The 13,176-nt window shown below is 67.9% G+C and carries 18 protein-coding genes and 1 pseudogene; 10 read left to right on the forward strand and 9 right to left on the reverse strand.

What is annotated here, in order from left to right; genetic code table 11:
- Window positions 1-470 precede the first annotated feature (470 nt).
- The gene (locus tag ACZ7IB_RS42805; RefSeq protein WP_470920285.1) at window positions 471-974 is read right to left on the reverse strand and encodes a lipocalin-like domain-containing protein; all 504 of its coding nucleotides are present in this window, start codon (window positions 972-974) and stop codon (window positions 471-473) included.
- Between the two features lie 729 nt (window positions 975-1,703).
- Here ACZ7IB_RS42805 and ACZ7IB_RS42810 point away from each other — a divergent pair.
- Window positions 1,704-2,297 (forward strand): hypothetical protein, encoded by a 594-nt coding sequence (locus tag ACZ7IB_RS42810; protein ID WP_470920287.1) that lies wholly within the window; start codon window positions 1,704-1,706, stop codon window positions 2,295-2,297.
- A gap of 275 nt (window positions 2,298-2,572) precedes the next feature.
- On the opposite strand, the gene ACZ7IB_RS42815 is transcribed toward ACZ7IB_RS42810, so the two are convergent.
- Window positions 2,573-2,971, reverse strand: coding sequence for a hypothetical protein (locus tag ACZ7IB_RS42815; RefSeq protein ID WP_470920289.1), 399 nt, complete (start codon window positions 2,969-2,971; stop codon window positions 2,573-2,575).
- An 814-nt stretch (window positions 2,972-3,785) separates the two neighbouring features.
- On the opposite strand from ACZ7IB_RS42815, the gene ACZ7IB_RS42820 reads away from it, so the two are divergent.
- Window positions 3,786-3,917 (forward strand): hypothetical protein, encoded by a 132-nt coding sequence (locus ACZ7IB_RS42820; protein WP_470920291.1) that lies wholly within the window; start codon window positions 3,786-3,788, stop codon window positions 3,915-3,917.
- A gap of 186 nt (window positions 3,918-4,103) precedes the next feature.
- Window positions 4,104-4,400, forward strand: a complete 297-nt coding sequence (locus tag ACZ7IB_RS42825; protein WP_470920293.1) for a hypothetical protein — start codon at window positions 4,104-4,106, stop codon at window positions 4,398-4,400.
- 50 nt (window positions 4,401-4,450) lie between these two features.
- On the opposite strand, the gene ACZ7IB_RS42830 is transcribed toward ACZ7IB_RS42825, so the two are convergent.
- Complete coding sequence (locus ACZ7IB_RS42830; RefSeq protein ID WP_470920295.1) at window positions 4,451-4,720, reverse strand: hypothetical protein; 270 nt, start codon at window positions 4,718-4,720, stop codon at window positions 4,451-4,453.
- Window positions 4,721-4,756: 36 nt separating this feature from the next.
- Window positions 4,757-5,221 carry a MarR family winged helix-turn-helix transcriptional regulator gene (locus tag ACZ7IB_RS42835; protein ID WP_470920297.1) on the reverse strand — a complete coding sequence of 155 codons (465 nt, stop codon included), beginning with the start codon at window positions 5,219-5,221 and terminating at the stop codon, window positions 4,757-4,759.
- Window positions 5,222-5,279: 58 nt separating this feature from the next.
- Between ACZ7IB_RS42835 and ACZ7IB_RS42840 the strand changes: the two genes are divergently transcribed.
- Window positions 5,280-5,453, forward strand: a complete 174-nt coding sequence (locus tag ACZ7IB_RS42840) for a hypothetical protein (RefSeq protein ID WP_470920299.1) — start codon at window positions 5,280-5,282, stop codon at window positions 5,451-5,453.
- Window positions 5,454-5,455: 2 nt separating this feature from the next.
- Here ACZ7IB_RS42840 and ACZ7IB_RS42845 read toward each other — a convergent pair.
- Together ACZ7IB_RS42845 and ACZ7IB_RS42850 are read right to left on the reverse strand one after the other, a co-directional pair.
- Window positions 5,456-5,740, reverse strand: a pseudogene (locus ACZ7IB_RS42845) (alcohol dehydrogenase catalytic domain-containing protein); the annotation flags it as partial.
- 183 nt (window positions 5,741-5,923) lie between these two features.
- Entirely contained in the window at window positions 5,924-6,475 is a 552-nt protein-coding gene (locus ACZ7IB_RS42850; RefSeq protein WP_470920300.1) for a glycoside hydrolase family 25 protein, read from the reverse strand.
- Window positions 6,476-6,629: 154 nt separating this feature from the next.
- Here ACZ7IB_RS42850 and ACZ7IB_RS42855 point away from each other — a divergent pair, with 154 nt between their 5' ends.
- Window positions 6,630-7,325 (forward strand): NADPH-dependent F420 reductase, encoded by a 696-nt coding sequence (locus tag ACZ7IB_RS42855; protein ID WP_470920317.1) that lies wholly within the window; start codon window positions 6,630-6,632, stop codon window positions 7,323-7,325.
- A gap of 28 nt (window positions 7,326-7,353) precedes the next feature.
- Here the strand turns inward: ACZ7IB_RS42855 and ACZ7IB_RS42860 are convergent, their stop codons facing one another.
- The 3 genes from ACZ7IB_RS42860 to ACZ7IB_RS42870 all read right to left on the reverse strand — a co-directional run bounded on the left by ACZ7IB_RS42860 (window position 7,354) and on the right by ACZ7IB_RS42870 (window position 10,353).
- Window positions 7,354-7,809 (reverse strand): hypothetical protein, encoded by a 456-nt coding sequence (locus ACZ7IB_RS42860; protein ID WP_470920302.1) that lies wholly within the window; start codon window positions 7,807-7,809, stop codon window positions 7,354-7,356.
- Between the two features lie 176 nt (window positions 7,810-7,985).
- Window positions 7,986-9,350 carry a radical SAM protein gene (locus ACZ7IB_RS42865; protein ID WP_470920304.1) on the reverse strand — a complete coding sequence of 455 codons (1,365 nt, stop codon included), beginning with the start codon at window positions 9,348-9,350 and terminating at the stop codon, window positions 7,986-7,988.
- Window positions 9,351-9,507: 157 nt separating this feature from the next.
- Window positions 9,508-10,353: a pentapeptide repeat-containing protein gene (locus tag ACZ7IB_RS42870; RefSeq protein WP_470920306.1), complete on the reverse strand. Its 846-nt coding sequence runs from the start codon at window positions 10,351-10,353 to the stop codon at window positions 9,508-9,510.
- Between the two features lie 193 nt (window positions 10,354-10,546).
- Between ACZ7IB_RS42870 and ACZ7IB_RS42875 the strand changes: the two genes are divergently transcribed.
- From ACZ7IB_RS42875 to ACZ7IB_RS42895, 5 genes are all read left to right on the forward strand, one after another.
- A complete protein-coding gene (locus ACZ7IB_RS42875; RefSeq protein WP_470920308.1) occupies window positions 10,547-10,774 on the forward strand; it encodes a hypothetical protein in 228 nt (75 codons plus the stop codon).
- Window positions 10,774-11,220 (forward strand): hypothetical protein, encoded by a 447-nt coding sequence (locus ACZ7IB_RS42880; protein ID WP_470920310.1) that lies wholly within the window; start codon window positions 10,774-10,776, stop codon window positions 11,218-11,220. The genes ACZ7IB_RS42875 and ACZ7IB_RS42880 overlap by 1 nt, the downstream gene beginning before the upstream one ends.
- A 105-nt stretch (window positions 11,221-11,325) precedes the next feature.
- Window positions 11,326-11,988 (forward strand): FAD-linked oxidase C-terminal domain-containing protein, encoded by a 663-nt coding sequence (locus ACZ7IB_RS42885; protein WP_470920311.1) that lies wholly within the window; start codon window positions 11,326-11,328, stop codon window positions 11,986-11,988.
- Between the two features lie 123 nt (window positions 11,989-12,111).
- Complete coding sequence (locus ACZ7IB_RS42890; protein WP_470920313.1) at window positions 12,112-12,603, forward strand: hypothetical protein; 492 nt, start codon at window positions 12,112-12,114, stop codon at window positions 12,601-12,603.
- 88 nt (window positions 12,604-12,691) lie between these two features.
- Entirely contained in the window at window positions 12,692-12,919 is a 228-nt protein-coding gene (locus ACZ7IB_RS42895; RefSeq protein WP_405682167.1) for a hypothetical protein, read from the forward strand.
- The last annotated feature ends 257 nt before the right edge of the window (window positions 12,920-13,176 follow it).

The following is a 13,176-nucleotide window of genomic DNA, read 5'->3' on the forward strand; positions in this document are numbered from 1 at the left end:
TCCGGGTCGTGCGGGAGCTGGATGGGCCCCGAGCGCCACGGTGCCGGGCCTGCGAGCCTGCGGTCGGTCACCCCGCAGTGAGCCCGCCCAGTCCGTCGCGCTGACCGTGCGGGCTCACCATCCACCCCAACTGGCCGCCCCTCGGCTGCCGGACCGTTCCCCTCGTGCCCGGCTGCGCCGCTCCGGCCAACGTGGCCAAGGCTGCTGATGAGATCCAGCAGCGTTCGCCGGCCGTCGCGCGCAGCCTGTACGAACCGACCGGCGGCCAGGGGCTGATGCCGTGGCCGCAAGACCGAGGGCGAGCACCCGGAGCTCGTCGGCCGGCCTGACCCCGCTCGGACCCGTCAGCGGCTACCGGGATTCCGTGCAGCGGGCAGGATCAGCACGGAACTGTCCTCAAGGCCCGCATCCCACGCCGTGCAGTAGAAGCGGCCGGCCCGAAGGCCGGTGAACCCGGATCCCCTCGTCGCTCACGTGGCGTCCCCGGTCGGCCGGTGCCACACAAGCCTTGGAGTGCGTGCTTCCTCGCCGGTCCCCTCTGTCGGGGGAAGCAGGGTTAATCGGTCCCCCTCCACTTTCCATCGGCGCTCCTGCTTGGTATCGACCCACGGACGTAACGACGCCACATGCAGGTGGTGAACGACCAAATCGCCCATTACCTCGTAGGCGCCGGCGTACCCCAGGTACGGAGATGTCCTGAACAGGGTCGCCGTGTCGACCTGCTCGCCGGTCCCCGTCTCCGCTGCCGCGCCGGACTCCAGGTCCCGGTTCAGGATGCTCACGGACATATGACCGTCCGCGGTGTAGGTGATCAGTCCTGTCGGACTTTGCCCCAGGGGGTGTTCGAGCGTGTGACCGGATACGTCCACGATGGCGACGGTGCTGAGCAGCCAGGCGCCTACGAGCGGATGCTCGGCCGCATCCGGCCGGTGGGCGGATCGACGGTGCGGTTCAGTGCGGGACGGGGTGTCCACATGTTTCCTTTCCAGGGCTTCTGGGCTTCTGGGCTTCTGGGCTTCTGGGCAAAGCTGTGTAGGGACGATTTCGTCCTCGTCCCTACCCGCACAACAGACCACAGATGCCACGTACGAACCCCCGCTACCAGCTGACCCCCCGGGATGTCCGGAAACCTCCCTCCATGGGTGCCTTCGGCGCCCACAGGGCATGGGCATGCCCGGACGCTGTTGCCATGTGACTTTTGACACTGAGTCACGAGAGCGACTGTCACTCTGTCACTCGGCGACGAGATCCTCTCTCATCCGCGGGACCTGGTTGTCGCCGAGTTCTGGTTCTTACTCAACTCCGGCATCGATTCCAAAGGAGCGGCCGCGCGACGGGGGTCGACCTACGGCGCTACGGGCCCTCACCGCAGGTCAGGATAGGGGGACCATCAATGACGGGCATTCAGGACGACGGCATGCACCGCCCGCCCGGGCAGTGTCAACAAAGACACGCTGCCAGAGGGGGTGAGTGGGCGTCAGAAAACCCCCAGAAAGGCTAATGATGCATCAATCAGCTTATAAATAGAGGTAATTGACGACTCATCCGATTATCCGGCAATCGCATATGGGTGCCTCGTGTACCCCGATCGGCGCCCCGGCACCAACCCACCAAGGTGTCCGATATGACAGCTATGGGGACCGTCACTACGTTCAATCACAGGCCGGCTGCTCGGCCGACCTCTCTGAGACAGGAGAAGTGACATGGTTACCCGTTCCACTGTCGTTACCGCAGCCATCGCGGCCGCCGCGGCACTGGCCGCCACCGGCATCACTTACGCCTCGGCCGCCACCACCGAGCCGGCCCATGCATTCCCTGTCGTCCAGCAGGCCACCGCCCCCGTTTCGGCCCTCGACGGCGGCGACGCCGGCAAGGGCAATGAAGGCGAGGGCAACGACTACCGGGGCTACGGCGACGACCGGGGCTATGACAACCGGGGCCACGGCGACCGGGACTACGACGAGGGTCGGATCCAGATCAACGAGCGCACGTACAGCGACGACCCCGGTGGCTGCATCACCGTGGTCAGCGGCCTCGGCTCCAACAGTCTCAACATCCGCAACGACAGTCGCAGGACCATCGAGGTCTTCCGGGGGGTCACCTGCGACAACGGCGCCCCCATCGCCACCGTCGGACCTCACAGCTCCAGCGACGGCGTCCGCCCCGGCCACGTCCGGGGCGGCGTCTTCGTCCACGACGGCGTCGTGGGCAGCTTCCGGGTGCTCTCGCGCCACTACGACAGCGGCTACGACAGCGGCTACGACGGCGGGTACGACGGCGGGTACGACGGCCGGTGATCGAGACACCCACGTGACACAGAACCCCGGCCCGCCGGAATCGGGCCGGGGTTCCGGTCTGCGCACCCCCTGCCGGCCCTGAACCATTCCGGGTTTGATCGAGACCCTAGGTTGCGACTGCGACCTGGGTTTTTTGTTCTGGTGGATTTAGGTGGCGTCGTATTCGACGTGTGGGACGTAGCAGATCTCACCGTGCCGCCGACGGTGGTTGAACCCGTCGGCCCACTCGGCGGTGGCCAGTTCGACCTCGGACGGCGTTTTCCAGGGCCGCTTGATCAGCTCGGTGTTGAAGAGACCGGGGCGGGCAGCAGGGGGAACGGCCCCGGCCCCTTGAGGGTGCGCATGATCGGTGCAGTCTCGACTTGCCGAACGGTGTGAAGGGCGGCGACGCGGGTGGTGAGGTAGATGAAGAGCTCCTGGACGTTGTGGCTCATCAGCACGGCATGCAGGTTGGTTGGCCCGGTGGTGGCGCAGACGTAGGCGCAGTGGGCCGTGACGTCGACCACGCTGGGGGTGTGCGGGAGTCGCTGCAGGAGCACGGACTGGTCCTCTTGTCCGGGGCGGACTCTGGTGGAGCAGTTGATCTCGGTGCCGCCGGAGCTGAGGGCGCCCCAGACGGTGTCCTCACGTCTGGCCAGTGCCTTGGCAACGTCGTGGCCGGCGTGCGGGCGCACCGCACACGCATGTGCCAGCGCACCTCGCCGAGCGCCTCGGGATGGGTCAGACCCAGTACCCGCAGGCGCCCTTCGCCGCGCAGCCAAGTGTAGCGGCGGGCCACGGTCTGGTCGGAGACCCCCAGGACCTGAGCGATCCGGCTGAAGGGTGCGCTCCTGTTGTGAGGCGCTCGTGCATGCCCGGCGCGGATACCGCCGCCGCGAATCACGCGAAAAGCAGCACACTTCCCCTCAGGAGCTCCGCCATGACACCCCCGCCGACAACTCCTCTTCCTGGCCCGGGCTTTGGCATGGTTCCTCGCGAATCCCGCATATGCCCCTCGACGAGGAGACACGACGCAGCTCCGACCTTCCCAGGTCGCGGGACGGGCCGGGCCTGGCACGGGCCCGGCGTACTGCTCTGGATACGGTGCTCGCGGCTGTCGCGGACGGCCCGTGGGGCAGGCATCTCGTGCTGCGTGGCAACGTATTGATGGCCGCCTGGTTCGAGGAAGCGGCTCGTGAACCGGGCGACCTGGACTTCCTCGTCGTGCCCCAGGACTGGGCCATGGACGGTCCCCGGACCTCGGGTCTGTTTCGACACGATCGCCCGAGACGCGGCAGCCGCTGCCCGTGGCTCTGTCCGGATCGACGCGGCCGGCATGGTGACGGAGGGCATCTGGACGTATGACCGGGTTCCGGGCCGCCGTAAGCTGCCGCCCTGGGCAGCGCCCGGGGTGCCCGGCGGCACCGTACAACTCGATGCGGTGTTCAACGAGACGCTGCCCGCCCCGGCAGCAGTCACTGAACTTCAGCCGCTGGGGGACGGTCCCGGGTGTCGCGTACCGGCCGCATCCCCGAACTGTCACTGGCCTGGAAGCTGCTCTGTCTGGTCACTGACGCGTACCCGCAGGGCAAGGACCTGTACGACGCCGTCCTGTTGACGGAAGCCAGACCACCGCGGTAGGAACTGCTGCGGGATACCTTCGTCCTCGGAGGTACTGAGGGGCTGCGGCCCGCCGGTACCCGGTGGCTCGACTGGTTGGACGCGGAGACCGCTTGGGGACACTTCATCGCCGAACACCCTTGGGTCTCAGAGAGTGCCGCGAGCTATCGCGAACGTCTGACTCGGGCGCCGGCACCACTGTTGGAGATGGCGGTGCGACCGGAGGAGGACTCCTACAGTCAGTGGGCCCGGTGGTTGAAATCGCTGGTGGAGTCCGCGCGTACGACGGTCGCCGAGCGCCGTACGGCCGGCCTCGGGTACCTCGCCGAAGGGGGAGGTGCCGGACTGGCGGCAGCCGTCGTGATCGTACGAGAGCTCGCCGCGGGCCGGAGTCTCGGGCCGGAGGACGCCCGCGCCACTGTTCCGTCCCACGAGGACAGCTGGCACTGCTGGCGGGAGAATCCGGACGCGTGCGTCCGGGCTCTCGACGTACTGCGCCGGTGAGCAACTCCCCAGGTCTTGCACCGGGCCGGCTCCCGGCACGGCTGCTTGGTTCAGCCGGCCCGGCCGATCGCGCTGCGCAGCATGGCGACTGTCGTCGCTGCCGCCGCGCGCTCCGCGCCGTCCTCCGTCGCACGCACCCGCTCCTCCAGGAGCACCGCGGCAGCCTGGAGGACTCCCACCCGGACCGGAACGCTCTGCATGGCCGCCAGTACGGCCGCCGCGTGTTCGGCCGGGGTTGCAATCGCGGCCTGCGGAATGAGAGTGGAGATTCCGCGCCCGAGCGCACGGTCACGAGGCGGCTGAGCCGCGGCTGTGGTCACCCGGGAAAGTCTGCCGCACCGGACTCGGGGAATCGCTCAGCGACCTGACCGCGGTTCATCGGGGCCTTCGTGGACATGGGCGTGGACGCGTCTCAACAGGGCCGCCAGCTGCGCCTGTTCGGGGCCGGTCAGGGGAGCGAGCAGTTCCCGCTGCACAGTCAGAGCCTCGGCCTGCAGGTCCGCGAGCATCGCGCGGCCCGCCCGGGTGGGCGTGACGGTCACCCGGCGGCGGTCGGTGGTGTCGCGAGCCCGGTCCACGAGTCCGGCCACCGCCAGATCGTCCACGATCTTGACCATGTCGCTCCGGTCGATCCCGAGCCGTGACGCCAACTCCCGCTGCACATGAGGGCCGAAATCGACCAGCGCCGACAGCACGGCCATGTGCCAGAGCCGCAGATCGCGCTCGGCCAGCCGCGCTGCCAGCCGACTCCGCGCGGCCTTGCCGGTTTTGGACAGCAGATAGGTCGTGAGTCCCAGGAGGCTGGGCGGGGTCTCGCTCATCGACGATATCTTAGGCTTCCCCCAATCATGGGTCTTCACCTATTAATCGGAGCACGTCATGGATGCCTTGCACCCGCGCCTGCTGGTCAGCAGGTTCACGGATTGCTTCCGCCTCTACGATGCGGTGCTGCCCGCCCTGATCGGGGCGACCCGGGCCAGTGGCAGCGAGTCCGGCCCGTACGCACGCTGGGACGTCGACGGCCAAGGGGTACTGGCGCTCTTCGACTGTTAGCCGCAGTGTCCGCACGCCTCTCCGAGCCAGGGGATGGCCACTCGATCCCCCACCGCAAGATGCGCGACCTGTTCACCGGCCGCTTTCACGATGCCGATGCCCTCGTGGCCCGGCACGAACGGCGGGCTGGGCTTGACCGGTCAGTCACCCTGTGCCGCGTGAATGTCCGTGTGGCACAGCCCGGAGGTCTCCATCCGCACCAGGACCTGGTGCCCGGCCGGCGTCGGCACGGGCCTCTCCTCGACCACCAGCCGCTCGGTGAAGCTGCGGACAACGGCGGCTCTCATGGATTACTCCTCCGCTTCGATCGCGCATGTCCGGCTCAGCGCCCCCTCCACCATCACAGAGGGGGACAGAAGCCTCGAAACAGAGTATTTCAGATGGCCGGATTTCGCTTTTCCGTGCCCCGTACCCGATGTTCGGTGCCACGCGCTGCGTGCCCGCTCGCAGGCCGCACGGCCCGCGCGCGGCTACCCCTGAGCCCAGTCACGCATGGCGGTGCGCGAGGAGAAAGCGGCGACGTCCTTGTCGAGCGGCTGGTCGGTGTACTGATGAATGCGCCAGGACGCCTCGATCCTGGGCTTCCCCGCGGTCACGTAGTCGGCTATCCACAGGCCGTCCCCCGCATACGACGTGGTGTCGTGATTCAGCCAGAAGTAGCGGTTGCAGTACAGCAGAACCTTGTGATGGGGCCTCAGGCGCTTGACCTCACGGATGAAGCCGTCCTTCTCGGAATTGCTCGCCCGCGTGCCCTCGCCATTCTCTTCCCAGTCCACGGCGAGCAGATCACCCGCCTTCTCCGGAGCCTTGCTCACGAAGTACTCCGCCTGCGCCGTGATGTTGCCCGGCCAGAGAAAATGGTAGAAGCCGACCACGCATTCTGCGTCCCTGGCACATTTGACCTGTGAGGTCAGATGCGGATTGACATACGAACTGCCCTCGGTGGCCTTGATGAAGACGAAGTCCAGTCCGTCCGTGTCGAAGGACGACTGATACGAGCTGACATCGACGCCATGCAGCATGGGAACCGCCTCCAAGCGGGCTCGGTGATTCCGTTCCTCTTCCTGTACGTGCCCGCAGTCGTCCGGTCCCATCCTTCCGGTGAACGGGCGAACTGTTTTGCCATTACCAGGAATATGGACCCGCAGTGGGTAGTTGGTGAACCGGCGAGACCACATCACATACCGCAGGCACCATCGGAAGGTCGGATCCATGAAGATCGGCATCATCGGAGCGGGCAACATCGGCGGTAACCTCACCCGGCGCCTCACGGCGCTGGGCCATGATGTCTCCGTCGCCAACTCGCGCGGTCCGCAGACGCTCACCGCGCTCGCCGAGGAGACCGGAGCCATCCCGGTCACCGCCGCGGAGGCTGCTCGGGGAGCCCAGGTCGTTGTCGTCACCGTCCCTGTCAAGGCCGTCCCCGCTCTGCCCTCCGGGTTCCTCGACGAGGCCGCAGAGGGGGTCGTGGTCATCGACACGAACAACTACTACCCGCAGCAGCGCGACGGCCGCATCGCCGCGATCGAGGACGGTCTGGCGGAGAGCCGGTGGACCGAGGAACAGATCGGCCACCCGGTGATCAAGGCGTTCAACGGGACGTACGCGCAGGACATCCTTGCCAACGGCCTCCCGAAGGGCAGCCCCGGCCGGCAGGCTCTGCCAGTGGCTGGTGACAACGCTGCAGCCAAGCAGGTCGTACGCGACCTCATCGACGAACTGGGCTTCGACACCGTGGACGCGGGCGGCCTCGACGAGTCATGGCGACAGCAGCCCGGCACGCCGGTCTACGGCCATCAGGGCGATGCCGAAGCCGTCGCCAAGGCGCTCGCCGAGGCGTCCCCGGAGCGCACAGCGGAGTGGCGCGCCTGACGGCACGGGGCGCCGGCGATCAACGGGTTCATCCCGGCGCGGTCGCCGCGTGCACCGGACCGTCGAGACCCCGACAGTCCAGTACATGCGCCCTACAGCCCGGTCCCGCCGCCCACGACCCCCAATCGCCGAAATCGGTGCTGCGGCTGGCTGTCTCCCACTCAAGAGTCTCGGCGCGGACGGCATCGAGGTGGGCGTGGATCGCACCGGTCGCATCGTTGCCGAGCAGCAGCCGGAGCGGCGTCTTCTCGGTTGCGAGGGCGGTGAGGATGGCCGCCGCGGCCTTGTCGGGGTCGCCATCCTGCTTGCCGTCCGAGCTGGGGAGATCGGTCCGGACGGGGCCGACAGTCGCCTCGTACGCGGGGATCGCGGCGGTCTGCCGGAGTGCATCGAGTCCGAAGTGGGGGCCGACCAACGACAACGTCGAGGAGATGCTGGAGCAGGTGGCGGAGAGCTCCGACACCTGCTTCGCACCGCTGAGCACGGCCCAGTACTACGCCCGGCCCGATCTCTCGTGGGTGCCACTGACCGATGTCGAGCCCCTGCGAACCGTGCTCGCCCGGGTCGACGGCACGGACAACGTCCTGGTGCAGGGTTTCGCCCGGGTCGTACGTGAACTGGCTTCCGCCGCCCCGGTGGTGCCCGACGATCGCCCCGGTACTACTGAACGTCGTCCAGACGGGCCGGAAGACTGTCCATGAACGAGCTGACGGAGAAGACTGCGCGTCCCGGGCCGGGCGGGCCGTAGCCAGGGGGCGAGCTGAGCCCGTACTCCTCCATGGTCGCCCGGTAGGCGTCCAGCAGGCGGATGTGGTACTCCAGCGGCGCTCCGTCCGGGTTGGTCTTTCCGAGCGGGGTGGTGGGCTCCGGGCACCAGGTGGTGAATCGCGGAGTGATGCCGTGCGACATGAAGAACCGCAGACCCTCGGTGGTCGAGTCGATGGCCTCGTTCACCGTGGTGAAGCCGAAAGGCTCGGCCATCTCCACGCCCGCCACGAAGTTGGGGATGACATTGCGGGGGCCGAAGACCTCGGCGGAGTCCAGGATACGGCGGTGCCACTCGTCGCGGCCCACGTAGCGTTCCTTGCCGGGGCAGTAGAGCTCGAACAGCCGGCGGTCCCACACCTCGTAGTTGGGGTGGTAGATCTGGACACCGTAGTCGTGGAAGCGCTGCACATCGGCCTTGGGCAGGGCCTGGGCGACAACCTTGCCGATCCATCGACCGGGGAAGCGCTCCTCGATGGCCTTGGCGTACTGCCCGTAGAAATCGGCCTCGTCGCGGCCGCCGATGTGAGAGGTGATGGCACCGCCGGTGAGGGTGTAGGCGGTGGAGGTCTTCGCGGTGTCGTACTTGTCGATGATTGCCAGTGCCTCCAGGACCTCCTCGACCGGCTTCACACCGGTGTACGGGCGTCCCGCCGCCTTGTGCTGGCGCCAATTGTGGTTGATGTCGCAGTACTGGCACTCCTCCTTCGCCCCGAAGTACTGGCAGACCCGGAAGACCGTCAGATAGACGAGGTAGCCCCACTGGATGGTGGGCGCGACCTCCATCACGGACTTGCCGTTCTCAAGGGTGTGCCGGTAGTAGTCAGGCATCGGCGGCAGGCCGACGTCGGAGATCCGCCTCTCGTCCAGGTACAGCCCGAGCACGCCGTCGTCATCGGCCGCGACGCGGTACGGGGACGCCGGGTTGACCCGAACCGACACCACGGTCCTGCGCAGTTCGTACGGCCCTCCGGTGAGCACGATCTCCTCCGGCGGACGGCGGAGTGCGGCCGCGCCGAGCTCGGGAAGGGTTCCGTGGTCGAACGAGAAGATGAAGTACGACTTCGGCTTGACATCACCGCCCTCGTTGTCGCTGAGGGCGGACTCGTCGAACGCCACGCCGCCGCGCAGCAGATCTTCCTTGATGACGGCTTCCCGAGGCACGTGCGGGAACTGTTCCATGAGCCGCTCGATCAGGCGGGTGCGGCTCCCGTCGGCGCGACTCTGCTCTGTGCGGCTGCGGTCGGTACTGCTGGGCATGTGCGGGACTCCTCGGTCCGGTCGTCGAAGGCGTTCCGGGTACGCCACACTGTGCAACGAACCACGGACTTCGGCCGTGCCCCGCCGCACCGGCCGATTCGTCCTGGCCCGGCGGAGATGGTGTCCGGGCCGTCAGAATCACAGTCCGGGCCGGGAATCACCGGTGCCAGTGCGTGGGGCGGCTGAGCGAGGGCGGGAGTTTCGTCGTCGCGTCACCCCTTGCCGCATTGAGCTGAGCCTGGGTGAGGAAGAGACTTCCGGTGAGGTCGGCGCCGGCCAGGTCGGCGTCCCGGAAGTCGGCCCCGATCACATCGGCCAGACGCAGATCGGCGCCCTTGAGGTCAGCTGCGATGAGGTACGCGCCTCGTAGATCGGCGCCCTGCAGATCGGCGCCTTTGAGCCGGGCTCCGATGAGGTCGGCACCACGGCGGTCGCGCATCTTGCTGCGGGGCGCCGTGGCTCGTACGAGTTCGCTGGTACGGAGCAGCAGGGCGGCCACGTCGTCGCGGTGTGCGGCCACATCCAGGTCTGTGAACGCGTCCGCCGGGAGATGGGTGAGACGTTCCGTTTCGTCGAGGGTGCGGCGGATCTCGCCGTGCAGGGAGCGCGCCGGTTCCAGGGACAGCGCTTCCGTCAGGTACCAGAGAAGTTCATGGAGCTGTCGCATGACCGGGAACACCTGGAACATCTGCTGGGCGGTCTGCGGGGTCCGGCGCCAGTCCAGCCCGTCGAAGGTCTCGTGGGAGACCTTCTGACCGGCTCCGAAGCAGTCGTACACGGTGCAGCCGGGGAACCCCTCGGTTCGTAGTTCGGTGTGAATGCCGCAGCGGAAGTCATCCTGCAGATCGCGACAGGGCTTACCGGCGTCCTTGTTGATCGCGAAGTCCGCGGACCGGGTCAGGGTCAGTGCGACGCAGCACAGCCCGAAACAGTTCGCACAGTCGGCGCGCAGCGAAGCACGATCGGTGCGGTCGGTACCGGGGCCTTGGACATTGTCGGGCACAGTGCGTGGATCCTCTGGGTACGGAGCTGTCGGACGGTCGACCCTATCGGGATCCGTCACCCGTACGCGCCGATTTCATGATCACTCCCGGACGCCCAGGCCACCGTAGCGTCCGTTTCGCCTTGTTCCCTCGGCGAAAAGAGCACCTCTTCATGCGTGTACGTAAATTGTCTGCCGCCTGGCCCTCCTCCGCGTGCTGGTCGCCATGCGCAACGAGGGCAAGGACATCACGCGCGCAGGCACGTCACCGGAGGCCGTAAAGGCCGTTGAGGCACGCAACATGGCGAAGCGCGGCAACCCGCTGGCACCGACGGCCGACCAGCTGTTCGCCAAGTACGACAACCGGGCGGCGGTCATCGCCGCGGCGACCCGCAGCAATGCCGCGATCGACCGTGAACTCGGTCTGGAGTCGCGTCACTGATGTCCACGACAGTGCTCCAGGACTACGACCGTCATGGCACGGTGTGGGCGCTGGACCCCGCCTCCGGGCTCCTCACACCGGCCTCCGGCCGCTGCCACGGCTTCGTCCATGTGCTGCCGCACCGCACCGGCACCGTTGCCGCCCTGTACGCCGACGATTCGGTTCTCTGGTTGCAGTACGGCGAACACCGGTGGAATTGCGAAGAGGTGACCGTCCGGCACATGCAGCAGCCGGACGGCACCCGCACCGTCACCGTCGACGGTCCGCCCGATCCGCAGTGGCGGGCGCACCTGCCCCCGCCGCACACCGGTCCCTACGATCCGACCGACGACTGGACGGACACCATCGCGGACAATTTCTTCCTCTGGGTCGACGGGCGGCTGGCCGACGCACGCCGGCGGGCCGTCCTGCGCGAGCACTTCCTGCGGGGCTTCGCCCTGGCTTGACGCCGGCGGCGGAACGCGCACACACCGGATCAGGGGACTCCGAGGCGTTCCGGAAGCCGCGCGCGCAATGATGGTGGAACATCCTTGCAGGAGGTGGCCACGGACGTGGCGAACGCATCAGTCGACAGCATCCCTGCCCAGCGGGTACTCACGGATCCGGCCGGCCTGGCCCGGTATCAGCACGACGAGGCCGAATGGGCCCCCTACGGAACACCCCTGGCCGTGGCGCGCCCGCAGACCGCCGAAGAGGTACGGGACGTGGTCCGGCACTGTCTGACCCACCGCATCCCGCTGGTGCCGCGCGGGGCGGGCACCGGCCTCTCGGGTGGGGCGAACGCCGTCGACGGGGCGATCATCCTGTCCTTCGAGGACATGAACCGCATCCCGGTTCCCGAGATGCTGGCCCGGATCGAGAAGACAGCGGCCCGGCACGACATTCTGGTGGTCAACATCGCCCATGCCGGGGACGGCAACCTGCACCCGCTGATCATCACCCCGCCCGGTGACGAATCCGCGCGTGCCCGTGCCCAGTTGGCGTTCGAGGACATCCTCGACGATGCCATCGCGCTCGGTGGCACCGTGACGGGCGAGCACGGTGTGGGACTGCTAAAAATGCGCGGCATGAACAAGGAACTGGGCTCCGCAGTGCTAGGCATGCATCACGCGGTGAAGGCGGCACTGGACCCGCACGGCATCCTCAATCCGGGCAAGGTGCTCGGCGGGGCCGGGACGTCGCCGTCCGGTGAAGGGGACGTTCCGCGGGCGTAGTCAGGGTGCGTCGGGCGCGGTGGGGTCGGCGACCCGGTCGTGACGTTCGATGCCTCGCGCCCGAGCCGTTGTCATTGGGGCGACGCACACTGGCGGCAGTACGGCACGGGCGAAGGGACACTGATGGGCACCGAGCACGAGACCGGATTCGAACCGGCCACCGGGGACGGTCCGAGGAACCCGGCACCGGACGACAAGCGTGACGCCTCGGTACGGACGGCGTTCGAGGGGATGCTGCAGATCCGGCGGCTCACGAACACCGGGCACGCGAGCCCGGAGGGCGTACCCGCGCAGTGGGAGAGCAACCGGCCGATACGGGCCATCGCCCTGGCCCTGGAGGCGTCGGGTCTGGCCGCCTCGGCCGTTGACGACTCCGGCCTGCGTACGGCGACCGGGTACCGCCTGGAGCAGGGTGAAGCGTCGGGCAGCGTAAGGGTCGAGTGGCTCGGTCCGCCCGGCAGCGGGGCCGCCCATGCGGAGGAGGGCGAGCTGGCCCGGTGCGAGGCTGTGCTGCGGGAGTTGGGCTGGACGGTGCTGCTGTACCGCGGACCGCGACGCAGAAGATTTCTGGAGGTCGAACCACCGGCCGGTGTCCGACGGCCGAACGGCGGCTAGTGGGCGGCCTCGCGCCGCTGTGGGAGTGCGTTGTCAGACCCATGGGGGATGCTGGTGGGTCCGACACCTCTGACCGGGAGATGCTGAGATGCGCAATGACGAACTCGCCGCGGCCCAGGCGTATGTCCGACTGCTGGAGGCTACTCGGGCCGCACTCGCGGAACCTGACGAGGGCCCCTTGTACGTGCCATTGCTCGCCTCGCCGATCGCGGAGGCCGATGGCGCGCTGGAGCGTGCGGGGCTCTGCGGCAACGAGTCCCGGTTCTTCGATCTCGTGCGCTCGCTTCAGCCGAGCATGTCCGGCAGCGGTCGCTGAACGACTCTGCTGAAAGGCACCGCGGTTGCGGTGTTCTCCATCGCCGGGCGGACCGGAAAGTCCCGCCCCGTCCGGCGGTCAGCGGTCATAGCCGTCGTCGCGCCATCGCTCTTCACCTCGTCGCTCCGATGCGCCACCATGCTCTGAACGAGTCGGCGGGCAGGGGCCGTCGATTTTCTACGGGTTGCTTCCGAGCCTTCGGATCGTTGATGTGGTATGGGGCGTTTCGATGAGTTGATCGGTCCGTTGCGGGCGAA

This window comes from Streptomyces sp. NPDC037301 (assembly GCF_055602785.1).